This is a genomic window from Sphingomonas alba, assembly GCF_023516555.1.
In the GTDB taxonomy this organism is placed as follows: Bacteria; Pseudomonadota; Alphaproteobacteria; order Sphingomonadales; family Sphingomonadaceae; genus Sphingomicrobium; species Sphingomicrobium album.
The window spans coordinates 168,066-187,017 of sequence record NZ_JAMGBD010000002.1; the positions used below are offsets into that span (position 1 = coordinate 168,066).

General features: G+C 63.9%; 15 protein-coding genes and 1 tRNA gene. 8 read left to right on the forward strand and 8 right to left on the reverse strand.

What is annotated here, in order from left to right; all coding sequences use genetic code 11:
- Positions 1-12: 12 nt before the first annotated feature.
- From LZ536_RS10635 to LZ536_RS10660, 6 genes are read right to left on the reverse strand one after another with little or no spacing between them, the layout of a single operon-like run.
- Positions 13-1,464: an MATE family efflux transporter gene (locus LZ536_RS10635; protein WP_249848767.1), complete on the reverse strand. Its 1,452-nt coding sequence runs from the start codon at positions 1,462-1,464 to the stop codon at positions 13-15.
- A 19-nt stretch (positions 1,465-1,483) separates the two neighbouring features.
- Positions 1,484-4,102 (reverse strand): valine--tRNA ligase, encoded by a 2,619-nt coding sequence (locus tag LZ536_RS10640; RefSeq protein ID WP_249848768.1) that lies wholly within the window; start codon positions 4,100-4,102, stop codon positions 1,484-1,486.
- A gap of 40 nt (positions 4,103-4,142) precedes the next feature.
- Positions 4,143-6,212 (reverse strand): S9 family peptidase, encoded by a 2,070-nt coding sequence (locus LZ536_RS10645; protein ID WP_249848769.1) that lies wholly within the window; start codon positions 6,210-6,212, stop codon positions 4,143-4,145.
- A 39-nt stretch (positions 6,213-6,251) separates the two neighbouring features.
- Positions 6,252-6,665 carry a DUF2497 domain-containing protein gene (locus tag LZ536_RS10650; protein ID WP_249848770.1) on the reverse strand — a complete coding sequence of 138 codons (414 nt, stop codon included), beginning with the start codon at positions 6,663-6,665 and terminating at the stop codon, positions 6,252-6,254.
- 15 nt (positions 6,666-6,680) lie between these two features.
- Positions 6,681-8,114: a TolC family outer membrane protein gene (locus tag LZ536_RS10655; protein WP_249848771.1), complete on the reverse strand. Its 1,434-nt coding sequence runs from the start codon at positions 8,112-8,114 to the stop codon at positions 6,681-6,683.
- Between the two features lie 13 nt (positions 8,115-8,127).
- Complete coding sequence (locus tag LZ536_RS10660; RefSeq protein ID WP_249848772.1) at positions 8,128-8,706, reverse strand: protein-L-isoaspartate O-methyltransferase family protein; 579 nt, start codon at positions 8,704-8,706, stop codon at positions 8,128-8,130.
- A 195-nt stretch (positions 8,707-8,901) separates the two neighbouring features.
- Here LZ536_RS10660 and LZ536_RS10665 point away from each other — a divergent pair.
- The 6 genes from LZ536_RS10665 (at position 8,902) to LZ536_RS10690 (ending at position 14,787) form a co-directional block, all read left to right on the forward strand.
- Positions 8,902-8,975: transfer RNA gene (locus tag LZ536_RS10665), tRNA-Cys, on the forward strand.
- A gap of 265 nt (positions 8,976-9,240) precedes the next feature.
- Complete coding sequence (locus tag LZ536_RS10670; RefSeq protein ID WP_249848773.1) at positions 9,241-10,710, forward strand: class I adenylate-forming enzyme family protein; 1,470 nt, start codon at positions 9,241-9,243, stop codon at positions 10,708-10,710.
- Entirely contained in the window at positions 10,703-11,884 is a 1,182-nt protein-coding gene (locus tag LZ536_RS10675; protein WP_249848774.1) for an isocitrate/isopropylmalate family dehydrogenase, read from the forward strand. The genes LZ536_RS10670 and LZ536_RS10675 overlap by 8 nt, the downstream gene beginning before the upstream one ends.
- Entirely contained in the window at positions 11,884-13,734 is a 1,851-nt protein-coding gene (locus tag LZ536_RS10680) for an aldehyde dehydrogenase family protein (RefSeq protein ID WP_249848775.1), read from the forward strand. Before LZ536_RS10675 ends, LZ536_RS10680 begins: the two co-directional genes overlap by 1 nt.
- A 40-nt stretch (positions 13,735-13,774) precedes the next feature.
- Entirely contained in the window at positions 13,775-14,206 is a 432-nt protein-coding gene (locus LZ536_RS10685; RefSeq protein WP_249848776.1) for a copper chaperone PCu(A)C, read from the forward strand.
- The gene (locus LZ536_RS10690) at positions 14,203-14,787 is read left to right on the forward strand and encodes an SCO family protein (protein WP_249848777.1); all 585 of its coding nucleotides are present in this window, start codon (positions 14,203-14,205) and stop codon (positions 14,785-14,787) included. The genes LZ536_RS10685 and LZ536_RS10690 overlap by 4 nt, the downstream gene beginning before the upstream one ends.
- Here LZ536_RS10690 and LZ536_RS10695 read toward each other — a convergent pair.
- A complete protein-coding gene (locus tag LZ536_RS10695) occupies positions 14,784-15,665 on the reverse strand; it encodes an alpha/beta fold hydrolase (RefSeq protein ID WP_249848778.1) in 882 nt (293 codons plus the stop codon). The two genes, LZ536_RS10690 and LZ536_RS10695, sit on opposite strands and share 4 nt — an antisense overlap.
- Before the next feature lie 53 nt (positions 15,666-15,718).
- The gene (locus tag LZ536_RS10700; RefSeq protein ID WP_249848779.1) at positions 15,719-16,078 is read right to left on the reverse strand and encodes an MmcQ/YjbR family DNA-binding protein; all 360 of its coding nucleotides are present in this window, start codon (positions 16,076-16,078) and stop codon (positions 15,719-15,721) included.
- Between the two features lie 49 nt (positions 16,079-16,127).
- Here LZ536_RS10700 and LZ536_RS10705 point away from each other — a divergent pair, with 49 nt between their 5' ends.
- Together LZ536_RS10705 and astD are read left to right on the forward strand one after the other, a co-directional pair.
- On the forward strand, positions 16,128-17,486 hold the full coding sequence (locus LZ536_RS10705) for a protein adenylyltransferase SelO family protein (RefSeq protein ID WP_431357943.1): 1,359 nt from the start codon (positions 16,128-16,130) through the stop codon (positions 17,484-17,486).
- A 32-nt stretch (positions 17,487-17,518) separates the two neighbouring features.
- Complete coding sequence (gene astD, locus LZ536_RS10710; RefSeq protein WP_249848781.1) at positions 17,519-18,946, forward strand: succinylglutamate-semialdehyde dehydrogenase; 1,428 nt, start codon at positions 17,519-17,521, stop codon at positions 18,944-18,946.
- Positions 18,947-18,952: the final 6 nt, after the last annotated feature.

Below are 18,952 nucleotides of genomic sequence, written 5' to 3' on the forward strand. Positions count from 1 at the left end.
CGGGTCCCAGTGTCAGCCCGAGGGATTGAGGCGCGCCGTCTGCTCCATGCTTGCCTCGGCCTCCTCGATACACTCGTCTACGCTGGGCGGCGGCATCATGCGCTGCTTTTTCCATCCGCCGTGCATGTAGAAGGCGATAGCCAGCGACATGTTGACGAAGCTGCTGACCGGGAAGCTCAGCCACAAAGCGTCGGCGCCGAGCCAGTGATAGGCACCGAGAGCGAAGCCCAGCCGCACCGGATAGAGGCCGATGGCGAGGATGATCAGCGGGCCAAGGACGGCGCCATTGGCGCGAACGACGCCGAACAGGATCATCGTCACGCCAAATAGCAGGAAGCTCCATGTCGCGAGAATCTGGATATGCTCGGCAATCGGAAGTGCCGGGCTTTGGCCCCCGAGGAAAAGCGCCAAGGCAGGACGATCGGCAAAGGCCAGAAGCGCGACGAAGACGCCCGTGATCAGCATGCACTGGATAATGCCGGTCTTGGCGATCGATCCGACACGGTCCCACCGCCCGGCGCCGATGTTCTGGGCGGCCATGGCGCTGGCGGCGGCGGCAAGCGCCATCGCCGGCATCTGGAGGTAGGTCCAAAGCTGCATGGCGACACCGAAGGCGGCGGTCGTGTCGACGCCCTCGCGATTGACGAGGCCGATGGTCGCCAAGGCGGACGAGGAGACGACGATCATCTGCAGGCCCATCGGGAAGCCTTTACGGATGATGACGCCGAGCAGGGCCTTGTCGGGTTTCAAATAGGCTAGCTCCCTACCTCGCAACCGAAGCGGGAGGTCGCGCCAGTAAATGGTGGCGATGAGCGCGATGAGGCCGACGTAATTGGCGATGACGGTCGCCAGCGCGCTGCCGGCGATGCCAAGCTTGGGCGCCGGACCTAGGCCGAGGATGAAGACCGGATTGAGGCCCGCATCGAGAATCACGGCGAGGATCATGAAATAGAGCGGCGTCATCGCATCGCCCGCACCGCGAAGGGCCATCATCAGCATGACGAGGATGAGGATTGCGGGCATGGCGGTGAAAATGACGCGCAGGTAGGCGAGCGCCAGCGGCATGGCGTCGGCCGGCATGGCGAGCAGTCGCAACAGCGCCGGTGCCGCGAACCAGCCGACGATGCCGATCAGTGCGGCAACGGGCAGAAAGCTGCCGATTGCGGTGCCTACGACCTTGCGGGCCTGGTCGAGATCCCTGGCGCCGAAGGCCTGGCCGATCAGCACGGTCGAGGCCATGCCGAAGCCGAAGACGAAAGCCATCAGCAGGAACATGATGAAATTGGCGTTGAAGGTGGACGCAAGCGCGTTTTCGCCGAGGAAGCGCCCGATCCAGATGGAGTTGATCGAGCCGTTCAGCGACTGGAGGATCGACGAAACGAGCGTCGGCAAGGCGAACAGGATCAAAGTCCTGCCGATGCCGCCCTGCGTCAGGTCGCGGCCATGCTGCGGTCTGCTCGCCATTGAAGTCTCCCTGCGGAGACTACCCTAGCCGGTTGAGGGCCGCCCGCAAGCGCTCCGCCTCGGCGGCTTTCTCGGCATGGTCCGCGCGTGCCTTCTCAACCGCTTCGGGCTTGGCGCGTTCCGAGAAGGCCGGGTTGGCGAGGCGGGCGGCGAGACTGTCGCGTTCCTTTTCCGCGGCGGCGATAGCCTTGGATAGACGTGATTTCTCGGCCTCGATGTCGATCACGCCTTCCAGCGGCAGCGCGTAAGTCGCCTCGTCAACGACGATCTGCGCCGCGCCCGTTCCCGCGAATGGCGACAACTGGATGGATTCCAGCCGCGCCAGCCGCGACAGCGTCGCGTACTGGCGGTCGAGCCGGGCCGCGGTTTCATCCGAGGGGTCGGCGACGAACAAATGCAGCTTGGCTCCCGGAGGAACGTTGAGCTCGTTCCTTGCCGAGCGGATTTCGCTGACGAGCCGAGTGACCCAATTGAGCTCAGCTTCGGCGCGCGGATCGCGCTGTGCTTCCGGCTCAGGCCATTTGGCGACGATCAGGTCGTAGGGCCGCTCGTTGGCATGCCACAGTTCTTCGGTGACGAAGGGCATGAACGGGTGGAGCATGACGAGGATCTGGTCGAACGCCCAGGCGGCGACGGCGCGGGTTTCATCGTCGAACGCGCCTTTGATCAGTTCCACATACCAGTCGCAGAAGGTGCCCCAGGTGAAGTGGTAGATGGCGTCGGCCATTTCGTCGAAGCGCAGTTCGGCAAAGGCCTTGTCGAGCTTCGCCAGCGTTTCGACCACTTCGCCGATGATCCAGCGATTGACCGGCAGCTCGGCAGCCGGCGCCGCGATGCTTTGCGAGGCGCCAACGCCGTTCATCTGCAGGAAGCGGGCGGCGTTCCAGAGCTTGGTCGCGAAGTTGCGGTAGCCTTCGACGCGCTTCTCATCGAGCTTGATGTCGCGGCCCTGGCTTTCCATCGCCGAGAGCGTGAAACGCAAAGCGTCGGCGCCATATTTGTCGATGAGGCCGAGCGGATCGACCGTATTGCCCTTCGACTTGGACATCTTCTGGCCCTGCGCGTCGCGGACCAGGCCGTGGAGGTAGAGGGTGCGCCACGGCACTTCCTCCATGAACTCCATGCCCTGCATCGCCATGCGGGCATCCCAGAAGAACAATATGTCGAAGCCCGAAATGAGGACGTCGTTGGGATAGTGGCGCTTCAGGTCTTCCGTCTGCTCGGGCCAGCCGAGGGTCGCGAAGGGCCAAAGAGCGGACGAGAACCAGGTGTCGAGCACGTCATCATCGCGACGTAGTGCCTTGCCGCCGGCCTGGGCCCGCGCCTCTTCCTCCGTCTCGGCAACATAGGCATTGCCGTCATCGTCGTACCAAGCCGGGATGCGATGGCCCCACCAGAGTTGGCGCGACACGCACCATGGCTGGATGTTCTCGAGCCAGTTGAACCAGGTCTTGGACCAGGTTTCCGGGACGATCTTGATCTCGCCGCTGCGAGTGGCGGCCATCGCCCGCTCGGCAAGCGGCGTGACGTTCACATACCATTGGTCGGTCAGCCACGGTTCGATGACGACGCCCGAGCGGTCGCCATAGGGCGTGGCGATGACGCGATCCTCGACCTTCTCCAGCGCGCCTTCGGCTTCGAGCAATTCGACCACCCGCTTGCGCGCGTCGAAGCGGTCTAGGCCGATTAGCTCGGCCGGAACCAAGCCGTCCTGCGTCTGGACGATGCGGCCCTGAGCATCGAGCATGTTGAGCATTTCCGCAGCCTTGAAGCCGGCGCGCCTGCCGACCTCGAAGTCGTTGAAGTCGTGGCCCGGCGTGATTTTCACCGCGCCCGAACCAAGCTCCGGATCGGCATGCTCGTCGGCGACGATGGGGATGAGGCGGCCGGTAATCGGATGCTTCACCTGCTTACCGGTAATGGCGGTGTAGCGCTCGTCCTCCGGGTGCACGGCGACGGCCATGTCGGCCAGCATCGTCTCGGGGCGCGTCGTCGCGACATGGATCGCGCCCGAGCCGTCGGCGAGCGGATATTTCAGGTGCCAGAAGTGGCCGTTGACCTCCTTGGTCTCGACCTCGAGGTCGCTGATCGCAGTCTGGAATTTCGGATCCCAGTTTACGAGGCGCTTGTCGCGATAGGCCAGCCCGCGCTTGTAAAGCTCGACGAAGACATGGGCGACCGCGGCCGAGAAGCCCGGGTCCATGGTGAAACGCTCGTTCGACCAGTCGCAGCTGGCGCCGAGGCGGCGGAGCTGACGGGTGATCGCGCCGCCCGACTGCGCCTTCCATTCCCAGACATGTTCAAGGAACGCATCGCGGCCGATCTCGGCGCGCTTGATTCCCTGGCTGTCGAGGTTGCGCTCGACGACCATCTGGGTAGCGATGCCGGCATGGTCGGTACCCACCACCCAGAGGGCATCCTTGCCCTGCATCCGGGCGTGCCGCGTCAATATATCCTGCAGCGTATTGTCGAGAGCGTGCCCAATATGCAGCGAGCCGGTGACGTTCGGCGGCGGCATGACGATGGTGAAGGGCACGGCCTCCTTCCGCTCCGGGCGGAACAGGCCTGAACCCTCCCAATGGTCATACCAGCGGGCCTCGATCGGGCCCGGTTCGAACGTCTTTGCTAATTCGGTCATGCTGTGGCGCGACTAGCCTTGCCGCGCCGCAGCATCAACCTCAGTGCGCGGTGACGCTGATCGGCTGGCTGGTCCACTTGCCGAGCCAGCTGAAGACCTCGTCATACCATTGGATCGAGTTCTTCGGCTTCAGCACCCAGTGATTCTCGTCCGGATTGACGAGCAGCCGCGATGGCACGCCCTTGCGCTGGAGCGCCGTGAAGCTGGCAAGCCCCTGCGTGTAGGGAATGCGGAAGTCCTTCTCGCCGGTGATGACCAGCATTGGCGTCTTCCAGTTCTGGACGTAGTTCACCGGGTTCCATTTCTCGAACGCCGCCGGGTCCTCGTAATAGGCCTTGCCGCCGTGTTCCCACTCGTCGAACCACAGTTCTTCGGTTTCATAGGCCATGGCGCGGGCATCAAAGACGCCGTCGTGCTGGACAATGCATTTGAACCGGTCGGGCCATTGCCCCTCGATCCAGTTCATCATGTATCCGCCGTAGCTGGCGCCGAGCGCGCAGGCCTGGTCGCCGTCCAGCTGGGCATCATTGGCCGTTGCGTAGGCCAATCCCTTCTGCAGGTCCTCAAGCGGCCAGCCTCCCCAATTGTTGCGGATCGCATCGGTGAAGGCTTGGCCGTAACCGGTCGAACCGTGGAAATCGACGCTGACGACACCATAGCCGCCCGATGCGAAAACGCGCGGGTTCCAGCGATAGGACCAGCTGTTGCCAAGGCTGCCCTGCGGCCCGCCGTGGACGACGAAGGCAATTGGTAGCTTGGCCGCCGCCGCATATTGCGGGCCGGACGGCTTCACCGTGATGCCCCAGACCTTGTCGTTGTTGGCACCGGTGAAATTGAATTTCTCAAGCTTCACGGGATCCAGTTGGGCAAGCAGGTCGCGATTGAGGTTGGTCAGCCGGCTGACCTTGCCCTTCGGCGTGACGCGGAACAGGTCATCGGGGGCATCGATGCTGTTCGATGTGTAGAGCACATCGCCGTTCGGCAGCGCATGGGCATTACCGGCATGGCCGTCGCCGGTCAGGCGAGTGACTGCGCCGGTCTTGGCGTCGACGCGGAACAGCGGCTCCTCCAGCGTTTCGCCGGCAGTGACGATGAGGCTCTTGCCGTCCTCGGACCAGGCTATCGAGTCGACCGACCGATCCCAATTCTGCGTTAACGCTCGAACTTGGCCGCTAGCGAGGTCGCGGAGCATCAGCACCTGGCGGTCGGCCTCGTAAGTCGGGCGCGCCATTGCAAAATAAGCGAGCGTACGGCCATCGGGCGAGACGACAGGCAAATTGTCCATCGCGTCATTGGCGTCGGTGAGGTTGACCGGGCGGGCGCTGCCGTCGCTGGGGGTCGCGAAGATGTCGAGGTTGGTCGACTTGGCTTCGATCCGTCCCGCCTCGCGCAACGTGAAATAGATCGTCTTGCCATCCGGCGAGAAGTTGAGTTCCTCGCCGCCGCCCATGGGCTTGGACGGCGTGTCGCCGACCAGCGTCCCGGTCAGCGGAGAGCCGGCGCCGGTTACCTGCCCGTTGGCGACGGCAAAGCCGAATAGGCGCGAACGCACACCAGGCTCGGCCCATGTGTCCCAGTGACGGACGAACAGCTGGTCGTAGGTGCGGCCGCCGCCCGTCCGAGTCTTCTTCGGGAGGTCGGCGCAGGCGAAATCGTTGCAGCGCAGGTCGCGGTCGGCCCAGATCACCAGCCGGTCGCCGGTCGGTGCGATCTTGAACCCGCTGATGTCACCCTTGAGGTTGCTCGCCTGTACCGGCGCGCCGCCTGGGACCAGGCGGAACAATTGGTCCTGGCCATTCACGTCCATCAGGAACCAGATCGCGCCGTCGCCGGCAAAGGTCGCGTCGTGGCCCTTTTCCGCGCCCTTGATCGGCTGCGGAGTCGCGCCCTGTGCCTTCAGGTCCAGCAAATAGAGCGTGTTGTTGCGCTTATTGGCGGCAAGATCCGTGTCGGAAATGGTGAAAACGGCCCAGCGGCCATCGGGCGAGACCTCCGGCGCGCCGAGACGATGCATCATATGCATGTCCGTGGCGGTCATCGGCCTAGCGACGGCGGGGGCGGCGAAGAGAGAGGAAGCGGCAACGGCCGCAAGCAGGGTGCGCTTTATCATGGACGCGAGGCGTAGCAGCGCCGCGGCAGGAGGCAAGCCTTAGAGCGGCCTTCCCGTAATCCTGGTGATCTCGCGCTTCACATGTTCGTCAACGATGCGCGGCAGGTTCTCGTCCAGCCATTGCTTGAGCATAGGCCGCAACATCTCGCGCAACATCTCTTCGAGCGGATTGCCCTGCGGCTGCGGCGGCGGAGCGCTGGCGGCAAGGCTGGACAATTGATCGAGACGTTCGCGGGTTGTGCCGGCGGCCTGTTCGTCCAGCAACGGCGGTCCGAGCTCGACAGGAGCCTCCGGCGACGATTCTTCCATGCTTTCGTCGAGCTCCAGTACGTCGTCGTCGTCCTCGGGCATCGAAGGAGCCGGCGGCACGGCGGCGCGCAGCTCCTTTTCCTCGGCGATCACACGTTTGATCGACGCCAGAATGTCTTCCATCGAGGGCTCACGCGACTGCATGGCCGTCCGTATCGCTTATCGCGTCGGCGGAGTCACGCCCTGCGCCGGAGTCTCGGCCGGAGTAAGCGTCCGGGTGGAGACCGGCAGGTGCTTCGGATCACCCGACCAGTCGTTCCAGTCACCGGCGACGCGGCGGTAATTGCCCAGCGGATCATAGAGAGGGCCGCCATCCAGTCCCAGGTCCTGTGCTTCTGCCTGGCCCATGGCGTTCAGCAGCTGGAAACCAGCGACATAAGCATCGCGTCGCGCTGTCACCAGGAGCACCTGCGAGTTCAGCAACTCCTGCTCGGCATCGAGCACGTCGAGGATGGTGCGCGTGCCGACGCTGTTTTCCGCGCGGACACCCTCGAGCGCCAGCTCGTTGGCCTTCACCGCAACATCGTTCGAATTAATCGATTCGAGCGCCGCATGGTAATTGGCAAAGGCCGACCGCGTAGCCGAAATCACGGCGCGCTCGGTCCCTATGCGGTTCTCGAGAAACTGGCCTTCGATCGCCTGCGCCTGGCGGATCCGGGCCGCCGGAAGGCCGCCCTGGTAGACGGGGACCCGCAGCTGGGCGCCAACACTGGTCGTCGTGCCGGAGAGGAAATTGTCATTGTCGCCGAACGCATCGTCATATTCGGCCGAGCCGAAGGCCGAGACGGTGGGGAGGAGGGTGCCGCGGACCGACTTGACGTCGTAACCGGCGGCCTCGGCCTGGTGCAGGATGGAAATCAGGTCGGGATTGTCGACCAGCGCGATGCGGACGGCTTCGTCGGCGGTCGTCGGCAGTGGCGGAAGCGGCGGCGGCGAAGCTAGGCTGTCAGGTTGCTTGCCGATTACCCGGCGGTAGTTTTCCTCGCTGGCGGTTAGGTTACCCTTCGCCAAGAGCAATCGCGTCTGGCCGAGGGAGAGGCGCGCTTCCGACTGCGCAACGTCCGTGCGAGTCACGTCGCCGATCTGAAATCGGTCGCGCGTCGCTTCGAGGTTTGTCTGCAGAACCTTGACGTTGTTCTGGTTGAGCTCGACGGCCGCGCGGTCACGCATGACGTCCATGTAGGCAGACACGGCTTCGACGAACGTGTCGCCTTCGACAGCACGCAAGGTGGCGCGGCCCGCCTCGTCGCGCTTTTTGGCGGCCTTGATATTGTTTTTGACCGTCCCGCCCTGGAAGACTGGATAGCTCAAATTGACATTCGAAGTGACATACGGCCCCTTGCCGAGGGTCGACTCAAATCGGCCGCTTCGCGAAATGTCGCGTGTCAGGTTGACAGTGCCCGCCACGGTCGGGCGTCCCGCCGCCTTGGCGATCGCCACGCCGGCATCGCTCGACTTCAGGCTCTCGCGTTGGGCGTTGAGGGTCGGGTTATAGTGATAGGTCGAGTTAAGCGCCTCGCGCAGCGTATCCGCATAAGCGGTTCCGCCGAGCAAGGTTGCAGCCATCGCGCCGATAAGAAGGTGACGCTTCACAGTAACTCCATTCCTAGAAGGTAAAGGCCCGCGGCCGCGTAAAGCCGGCAAGAACCGGCAGCTGAACATCCGCGAAACGCCGGAGACCGAAAGATGTGCCCGCGCGGCGGCCAATCGCCAGGCGCGTCACGCCATTGTCGGAAACGCCGGTTCCAAGCCGGCCATCGGGACCAAGGCGAGCGGCGAGGGATTCAGGGATTTCTTCCACCGCGCCATCGACCAGAATGAGATCGTAAGCCGATTTGCCGCCTCGCGTCTCGCCAGCAGCCGTATCGACTTGGACGCCAAGGGCCTCAAGGACGCGTGGGGCATAGCCATTGCCCGAACCAACGACGAGCGCGCGTTCTCCGGCGCGCGGCTCTAGCTCCATGATCAGCTTTCCAAGCGCCGCCGGCGGCATCATTGCCTTGCCGTCACCAAGATCGAGCGCGCGGTCCATATAAGCGAGCGGGCGCACGTTCTCCGGCACGAACTCCTCCCGCGGTACCGAAGCCATGGCAGCGAGGATCGCCGGGTCGCTGACGCCCTGCGGCCGCAACTGGCTGTCGATCATGGCCTGCCGGGCAGCGGCGAAGTCGGTGTTAGGCGACATCAAGTCCTCTGAAATCTCAACTGTTATATGCCAGTAATACACCGGCGTTGCAAGGCCGTCCATATCGCCCGTGGCCGCCAAGGCCAAGCAGCGGACACCACCTCCGGTCGAAAAGACGTACGGACGAATGACCTGTTTCGCCAGTGGCGCGCGGTTGACAATAGAGGGCCGCCCGACCATTGCGCCGCTTCCGCTGGCCCGATGGCGGAGTGGTTACGCAGAGGACTGCAAATCCTTGCACGCCGGTTCGATTCCGGCTCGGGCCTCCACCTTCCCGCAGCCTGTCCACAAGTGGACGGCGGGCGTCCGGAATCGGACACTCGCGCGCATCGCGGCGGGTTGTACGCCGCTGTCGTCCGGTTCGTGCCTCAAATTCCATAGCCAATATGGAGCAAAAGGCGTGCCAAGCCGCGGCGACAAAAGTGTTGGCGTAGCGCCACTGGCCCAACGAACAATCGCGTTCACCTTGAAATGCGCGTTGCGCCAAATCCCGGCTTTGCTAATGCATTGGCGACTGGGGGAAATCGGGCGTTCATGGGAATTATCGCGCGAATCATGGAACAGGCGGGCGACCGCACGGCCGTGTTGGCCGGCGGCGCGCCGATCAGCTTTGCGCGCCTCAATTCCGATATCGATGCCGCCGCCATGAAGCTGCGGTCCCAGGGCGTGGGTACCGGCAAGACGATCGGCATCCGCGCCGGGGCCGCGGAGAACGGTCATTCCTATACGAATTGGATCGCCCACCTCGCGGTCATAAAGCTGGGCGCCACCCATGTTTCGATGACCGACAAGGCGGCGGTCAAGGGCGCGCTCCAAGCAGGTAAGGTCGACCTCGTGCTCGGCCACTTTGAATCCCTTATCGACGTGCCCCCCTCCGTTTCGCGTTTCGAATTTCACCTCGATCCGGGCGCCCCGACCGCCGTCGGCGAGGCGGTTGCCAACGATGAACAGTCGGCGCGGCGCCTCAATCTCACCTCGGGGACGACCAATCGACCCAAGTTCATCGTCTGGGACGCCGCAATGATCGAGCAGCGGGTCGACCAGGTCGGCGAAATGGCGAACGCTGAGACCAAGCTGTTCCCGCTTCTGCACCTCAGGACCACGGCAGGTTTCCGCTACCCGCTGGCGACGTGGGCAGCCGGTGGCTGTGTCATCCTGCCGCGGGCAGCCAAGGGCCTGGAGCGCGATGTCGAAGCGCTCCCCGATGCCAATTTGATCACCTGTTCCCCGCCGCAGCTCAAGGAACGATTGTTCGGCCTCAAGGGCGAGTGGCCGGGACGAGAGGGGCGGACGATCATGCTTCTCGGCGGCCGGCTACCGACGGCGTTGCGCGACGTCGCGCTCCAGCGAGCCTGCACCCGCCTGCTGATCAGCTATGGCTCGACCGAGACGGGCAGCATCGCCATGGGCGAACATGAGGTGATCGAGCGCCATCCCGGAGCAGTCGGATTCCTCCGCGACGGCGTCGAAGCCGAGATCGTCAGCGCCAAGGGCGAGCCAGTCCCAGCCGGGCAGCCGGGCCTTATCCGGACACGCAGCGCGATCATGGCCGGTGGTTATGAGGAGGGCTCTGGCCCAACCGGCGGCAGTGTTTTCCGTGACGGTTGGTTTTATCCGGGCGACATCGGCCGGCTTTACGAGGATGGGCTGCTCGCCATCGACGGCCGCACCGGCGACATGCTCAATCTCGGCGGCTGGAAGATTTCCGCAGTCAACCTCGAGACGATGGTCGGCGGATTGCCGGGAGTAAAAGACGTCTGCGCCGTCGGCCTTCAACTCGATGAGGGTGACATTCTGACCTTTGGAATCGTCTGTGACGACGATTTCGATGTTCGAGGTTTGACCGAGAAAATCCGGGGCATGCTGAAGAACAATCGCCGCTTCCACGTCATCCGAATGCCGTCGATCCCGCGCAACGCCATGGGCAAGATCCCAAGGCCCCTGATTGCTAGTCAGCTGACTGCTCTCTACGGCGCCGTGAAGAAGAATGCCGCAAATGCTTAAGAGCCTGATGAATCCAGTGTCCGACAAGTTCAGCCGAGTGACCGAAGCTTCCAAGCCGCGCCTGACCGAGACGCTCCACGTTCCCTGTGCGCCTTGGGACCCGGCGCGCGTCCATCATATCGGCCTCTTCCTGGGCGAGGGTGTCGGCCCAGAAGTCGTGCGGGTTGCGGCTTCGCTGCTCGAAGTCCTGTCTCAAGCGACCTCGCGTCGGTTCGAGATCCATGAAGGCGGCCTCATCGGCCTGCCGGCGAAAGAGCTCTACGGCAGCAGTCTCTCGTCGGAGGTTATCGGCTTCGCTGAGGACATCTTCGATCGCGGCGGAGCGCTTTTCTGCGGGCCGGGCGGCGACCGCTTCGTCTACGAAATGCGCCGCCAGTTCGACCTTTATTGCAAATTCACGCCAATCGAGCCGCTCATCGAATTGCGTGAAGCGGGCCAAGTCCGCCCCGAGGTCGTCGCCAGCGCCGACATCATCGCCATCCGGGAGGGCATGGGCGGGATTTACCAGGGAAGCTGGGAGGAGGTCGACGTCGAAGGCGACCGCGTCGCCCGCCATCGCTTCGAATATCGCGAGTCCATGGTCCGCCGGATCGTGGACGTGGCGATCAAGCTTGCCTCCAGTCGGCGCGGGCGCATCAATGTCGTCCTGAAACCCGGCGGCATTCCCTCGATCAGCTCGATGTGGCGGCGCATCGCACAGGAAATGACCCAGGAAGCCGGCACCGCTTTGGCAGAGCTGGAGATCGACAATGCGGTCTTCCAGTTGATCGCCAATCCGGGCCAATTCGACGTTGTGCTCTCGCCGAACATGTTCGGCGACGTGCTTGCCGATTGTGCCGCATTGTTGCTGGCCTCGCGGGGCCTCAGCTATTCCGGCAATTTCAATGACAGGGGCAACGGCGTCTACCAGACCGGGCACGGCGCGGCGCGAGACATCGCCGGCAAGGACGTCGCCAACCCGATCGGCCAGATTCTGTCGCTCGGCATGATGTTGCGCGAGAGCTTCTGCTGGCCGGAAGCGGACGCGGCCTTGCGCCAGGCCGTCCGCGAGACGCTCCAGCAGGGCAAGTGCACCGGCGACATCGCCATGCCGGGCCATGAGGTCGTCGGCACGGCCGAGTTTGGCCAACTGGTCAAAGCCAACCTCGAACGGCTGCTGGCCGACGCGGCCTAGTGAGCGGCAAGACCGCCCTCCTGCTGGTCGATTGCCAGGAGGATTATCTCGCGCGGGAGAGTTTGCAGCCACCTCGCGGCACGCTGATCGCGGCGATCGCTGAAACCTTGGAGGCGGCACGGACCCAAGGCTGGCCTGTCGTCCATGTCCGCACCCGGGTTGCCGCTGATGGTTCAGGCGCCATGCCCCATCGCCGCGGCGCACCCGAAGCGGTCGACGGGACGCCCGGCGCCGCTGCGCCGCCCGAATTGCAGGAGCGGCCGGGCGAGCCCGTGCTGTTTAAGCGCTTCTTCAGTGCCTTCGATGCGCCAGGCCTTGACACCGAACTCCAGTCGCTAGGCGTCGAGCGCCTGTTAGTCGCGGGCGTGCATAGCCATGCCTGCATCCAGGCGACCGTTCTCGATGCCTATGCGCACGGTTTTGAGGTCGTGATCGGTGAAGATCTTGTCGGCAGCTACGATGCCGCCCACGGCGCGCAAGCGCTGCGCTGGCTCGATGGTCGCGCCGCGAGCGTGAAGTCCAGTGCCGCGATCTTCGGGAAGGCTTCAAAGACTTGGAGTCATTTCAATCCGTGCGATGCACGAGAATTGCTGTTCGAGGCCGAGCTGACTCGGTCCGCGACCGTCACCAGCGAAGCGGATCGCCTGCGCGGACAGCCCGACATGCCGATCGCCGAGCGTTCGTCCGCCCTTTCAGAATTGCACAGGCGCCTGAGTTCAACTCGCGGAATGTGGGTCGAAGCCTTGATCCGCGACCTTGGTAAGCCGCGTGTCGATGCCGAAGGCGAATTTACCTACGGACTCGGCCTGCTGGAGCACGTGGTGACTACGCTTCAGAACGAGGAGGCCCACGGCAGTCGCCGAGTCCGCTACCGGCCAGTCGGCGTCGCCGGCCTGATCACGCCTTGGAACAATCCCTTCGCCATCCCTCTTGCCAAGCTCGCCCCCGCGCTGGCTTATGGGAACAAGGTTCTCTGGAAGCCGGCGCCCCAAGGCTCGCGCATTGCCTCCATGCTTCGAGACAGTCTTGCCGACGTCGGGTTGGGCGAGAGCATCGCGATGCTCACGGGCGACGGGGTTACCGGACAGGCCGTATTGGCCAGCGCGGACCTCTTCAGCTTCACCGGCTCCGTTCCGGTTGGCCGGCTGATTGTCGCTGAAGCCGGAAGGCGAGCGATCCCTGCTCAGGCGGAGCTTGGCGGCAGCAACGCTGCCATCGTCGACGGGAGCGCCGACCTTGAGGCGGCCGCCAGCGATCTCGCCGCCGCTATTTTCAGCTTCGCCGGCCAGCGCTGCACCGCCATCCGCCGCGTCATCGTCCTCGATGCAGTCTACGACGTTTTTGTCGAGCGCCTGGCCGCGGCGGTAGATGCGCTGTCTGTCGGCGATCCCGCGGGCGTTGCTACGCAAGTTGGGCCGGTGATCGACAAGGCCAGTCAACGAACCTTCTTGAGCATGGGCGCCCAGGCGGCGGTGGACCTGAGCGAGCGCGGCTGCTGGGTACGACCGACCCTGGTCATCGAGCCAAGACCCGATCACCCGCTCCTTCGCCACGAGGTGTTCGGACCGCTGGCAGCAGTCCTCAGGGTGCGCAATCTGGACGCTGCCATTGCAAGCCACAATTCCACCGACATGGGCCTCCTGGGCGCCCTGTTCAGCAACGACGCAGGCGCGCATGCACGCTTCCTGGCAGAAGCCCAGGCGGGTATTCTTTCCATCGGCAAAGCCCGGCCGCCTTTCGCGGCCGATGGGCCGTTCACCGGCTGGAAGGCATCCGGGTATGGAGTGCCCGAGCACGGCCGATGGAACCGCGACTTCTATACGCGCGCGCAGGCAATCTACGGCCACTGATGGCTTGCGGCTCCGAGTGTCCGCTTCCATAGGGCGCGCCATGTTGAGACCCGCTACCATCGCATTCGCTCTTAGCCTTGCCGCCTGTTCGGCTCCCGGCCCGAAGATTTCGGCGCACGACGCATGGGCGCGGGAAACCGGCTCCGCCGACAACGCTGCCGCCTATGTCACGATCGAGAACAAGGGCGGGGCCGATGAATTGATTGGCGCCAAGGCCAGCATCGGCGAGGCGATGATCCACGAGAGCTCGATGGACGGGGGCGTCATGCGCATGCGTCCGATCGCGGCCGGTGAAGGCCTATCGGTGCCTTCGAATGGCAAGCTGACGCTTGGGCCGGGCGGCACTCACATCATGATCATGGGCCTGAAGGGGCCGCTAAAGGCCGGCGACCATTTCGACCTGACCCTGATCTTCGCCAAGGCCAGGGCGCACCGTATTAGGGTGACGGTCAAACCAGCGGGTGCAATGTGAGAAACCTTCGGCTAGCACTTTGGCTGCTGGCGGCAGTCGCCGCCATGATCGGCGGCGCCTTGCTGTGGCGGCAATCCGACGCACCGCTGCTGAAGCCTGTGCCGACGCAGGTCAGCTTTGGAGGGCCGTTCACGCTGGTCGACAGCAAGGGCCAGCCATTCGCCAGCAGCAAACTGGCTGGCAAACCCTACGCGATCTTCTTCGGCTTTACCCATTGCCCCGATGTCTGCCCAACCACCTTGGCGAGGCTTGTGAAGCTGCGCCGGGAAGTAGGCAGCGAGGGCGCATTCCAGATCGTCTTCGTTACCGTCGACCCCGAGCGAGACGGCCCGAAGGAGGTGGGCAATTATGCCGATCTGTTCGGCGCGCCGGTCATCGGTCTGACCGGCAGCACGGCCCAGATCGCCCTGGTGAAGAAGGAATATGGCATCTTCTCGCAGAAGGTCGGAACTGGAGATGACTACACGATCGACCACACGGCGACGGTCCTGCTGTTCGACAAGGACCAGAAGTTTCAGGCGACTATTGCACCAGACGAGCCGGACGAGACTGCAATCGCCAAGCTGAAAAAGCTCGCTTAACCCGCCTCGACTTCGGATTCAGCCAGAACTTTCGCAAGCAACCGGTCGATACCGGCGACGGCTTCCGGTTCGTCGAGGATCGGCGCGTGGCCGATGCCCGGGACCGTCACCAATTCGGACTTCGGCAGAGTTTCAATCATTCGCTCGGCTGTTTCGACCGACAGCAAATCGCTGGTCTCGCCGCGCACGAGGAGGACGGGCTTGTCCCTCAATCCGTCGATCAGCGGCCAAGGGTCGAACGGGGGCGTCCCCTGCGCGGTCGCGAACGGCTGGGCGATGGCCATGTCATAGTCCGACCGCACCGTTCCGTCTGGCCGCTCGCTTGCCTGCCGGCGGACGAAGACGTCCCACTGATCGGCAGTGTAGTTAGGAAAAGCGATGCCGTTCCTTGTCGCAGCGGACTCCGCCGCCTCGGCCCAATTGGCGAAAACCCCTCCCTTGCCGACATAGGCGCGGAGGCGATCGATCCCGCGATCCTCCACCACCGGCCCTATGTCGTTGATCATCGCCCCCGCGATCCGCTCGGAATCCGTCGAGCTCATCAGCATGGCGACGATACCACCCAGCGACGTCCCGAAGAAGACGGCGTCAGCAATGCCGAGCTGGTCGAGCAGCTTGAGGACGTCTGCCGCATAGGTGTGCGGCACGTAATTGGCCGGATTGGGGTCGTATTGCGATTGGCCCCTGCCCCGGAATTCGACGGCAATGATCCGCCATTCACCGGCGAGGCGGTCGGCCACGGGCTCAAAGTCGCGAGCGTTGCGGGTCAGTCCGGGCAGGCAGAGGATCGGCGGCCGCTCATGCGGACCCGCATAATCGCGATAATGGAGTTTCAGCCCGTCGTTGCTCGTCCAGTAACGATCGACCCACTCCGCCATGCGATACCCCTGACTGCTTCCTGGCAAGACCCTACAAAGGGCGCTGGCGACTGTCACCCGTCGTCGCGAGCATCCAATTCCTTGACCAGTTTGCGCGGCGCCTGGGCGCGGTAGCTCTCCTCGACCCATTCCTTCAGTTGATTGAACGAGGGAATATGATCGGCCGGTGGCGAGAAGCTGACCCAGCCGCTCTTGCCGAGACCATAACCGGTCGGTTCGGCGAAGGGCAGCTGCAACGCCTCATAGCCGGTATAAGGCAGCTTGCAGGACAAGCTGAACGGCTTCCCCTTGCCCGGCAAATAGGCGAACGTCTTGTCCTTGACCGCCAGATCATCGTGATCGGGCCAGGGCGATTTACGGTGCGCACCGGGCAAAGAGAGGCCGAATGCCCGCAATTGTTCGACAAGGTCCATGGGATTGGACCTAGCGGATCCAGCGCCGATGCTCCACCTGTGGCAAGCCATGGCCGATTACCGCCCCGACCCAAAAATCCTCGAGCTCGGCGCGGATTTCTATGACGCAGTCGAACCGGCAAAATTCCCCAGGTCCATTCCGCGGTTTCTCAACGAGCGATGGGCCGAGCGGATCGGATTGGATGGCACCGATTGGGAAGCGCATTTCTGCCGCTTCGAACCGTTGCCGGACAACCTGCCGCAGCCCCTCGCCCTTCGCTACCACGGGCATCAGTTCCGGAGCTACAATCCGGAGATCGGCGATGGCCGCGGATTCCTCTTCGCCCAACTCCGTGACGAGGGCGGCCGCCTGCTCGACCTCGGCACCAAGGGGTCGGGCCAGACCCCTTACAGCCGGTTCGGCGATGGCCGCCTAACTCTAAAGGGCGGGGTTCGCGAGGTGTTGGCCACGGAAATGCTGGAGGCACTGGGCGTCAATACGTCCAAGACCTTCGCATTGTTCGAAACAGGCGAGGAGCTGGTGCGGAGCGACGAGCCTTCTCCCACACGCTCGTCCGTTCTGACGCGGCTCGGTCACGGCCATATCCGCATCGGCACCTTTCAGCGGCTCGCCTTCTTCGAGCAGCCCGACAATATCGCCAAGCTCGTCCGCTATTGCCTGGAGCACCTCTACGGAGAAGACCCGTCCGCGGGTGCGCATCGACTGTTCGAGCTGATTGCAGGGGCCACAGCCCGCCTTGCCGCCTCCTACCTTGCCGCCGGTTTTGTCCATGGCGTCCTCAACAGCGACAATATCGCCATTACAGGTGAGAGCTTCGATTACGGGCCGTGGCGGTTCACGCCCTACTGGGACGACGCGTTCACCGCCGCCTATTTCGACGAGACGGGGCTCTACGCATTCGGCCGGCAACCTGAAGCGATCCACTGGGACCTGGCACAATTGGCGGGCTGCCTTGCGCTGGTCGCCGAAGCCCCGCCCCTCGCCGACCAACTGCGCTCATGGTCCGAATTATTTGAAGCTGCACTCATTGAGGCGATGCTGAAGCGGCTCGGTGTCGTCCCGGCCGCCAGGGACGATGACCGGCACCTGGTCGCGACACTGATCAAAGCGCTGCAATCGAAAGCAGCAGGGATCGACTGGCTGTTCTTCGACTGGCGGGGTGGCCGCGATCCGGGGGTAGACGCGTACCCCTGCGAGGAATTCCGCGACCTGGCACAGCTGCTCGATGGCCGCGACAATCCCGCGGCGCGATCGCATCCATATTGGAGCGATGAGACGCCATGCTCGATGCATATCGAGGAGGTTGAAGGGATCTGGGCCGCAATCGCCGCGGGCGATGACTGGACACCCTTCAATGCCAAGATCGCCGCAATCCGGCGAATGGGCGCGGCAATGAGCGCGACTTGACCCAGGTTAACCAAGTTGTACCGAGGCCCGACATGGCAGCGCGTATCATTTCCACCGAGCCGGCGACGGGCGCTGAAGTCTGGTCGGGCGACGTCGGCAACGCTGCGGCCGAGGTTGTGGAGGCGCGCGCCGCCTTCCCCGAATGGGCTGCACACAGCATCGCCTATAGGATCGAGGCGCTTCGGCGCTTCGCCAATGAAGTGCGCAGCCGGGAACGAATCTTCGCCGACCTGATCGCCCGCGAAACGGGCAAGCCTCTGTGGGAGGCGCGCACCGAAGTCGGCGCAGTGATCAACAAGGTCGAGATATCTGCCTCCGCCTATCTCGATCGCACGCCGATGCGAAAATTGGAGGGTGCTCTCGGCAGCAAGATCGCGATCCGGCACAAGCCGCATGGCGTCCTTGCCGTGCTCGGGCCCTACAATTTCCCGGCCCATTTGCCCAACGGCCACATCGTGCCGGCGCTGATCGCCGGCAACACGATCGTGTTCAAGCCGTCCGAGAGAACGCCTGCAACAGGCGCCATGCTGGTGGAATGCTTCCATGCCGCCGGCATCCCCGAAGGCGTGGTCCGGTTATTGGTAGGAGGCCCCGACGAGGGGCGGGCGCTGGCCGCCGAGCCGGGCATCGATGGCCTGTTGTTCACCGGCTCGGTTCGCGCGGGCATGGCGCTTCACAAGCAGTTTGCAGACGCGCCGCACAAGATCCTGGCGCTGGAGTTGGGCGGCAACAGCCCGTTGGTCGTGTGGAACGCGAAGGACCTGGAAGCCGCGGCGGCAATCATCGTGCAGTCCGCTTACTTGTCGGCGGGCCAACGGTGCACCGCCGCCCGCCGGCTGATCGTCGAGGACGGCAAGGAAGCGAAGCTGATCAAAAAGGTCACGCAATTGATCGACCGGCTGATTGTCGACGAGCCCCTCGCTGATCCGCAGCCGTTCATGGGACCGGTCATCGACAATGACTCGGCGCACCACCTGCAGGAACAGTGGGTCGAGCTCATGATGCGCGGCGGAAAACCGATCCGCCGCCTCGACCGGCCATATGAGGACCGGCCCTATCTGACGCCGGCCTTGATCGACGTAACCGATGTCCGTGACCGGCCAGACGAGGAAATGTTCGGGCCCGTGCTGCAGTTGATCCGGGTGCCCGATTTCGAGGCCGCGATCGCCGAAGCGAACAATACGCGCTTCGGGCTGGCCGCCAGCCTCGTCGGGGGTAGTCCCGCCATGTACGACGAGTTCTGGACCAAGGTCCGTGCCGGCGTCATCAACTGGAACAAGCCGACCAACGGCGCACCGTCCAACGCACCCTTTGGCGGCGTCGGCCTAAGCGGCAATCACCGTCCCAGCGCCTTCTACGCGGCCGATTACTGCGCTTATCCGGTAACGAGCAGCGAGGCCGACCTGGCACGCGCCGGCATTGAGCAGGGCCTGCGCGACCCCAATCTGCAAGAAGACTAAAGCGCA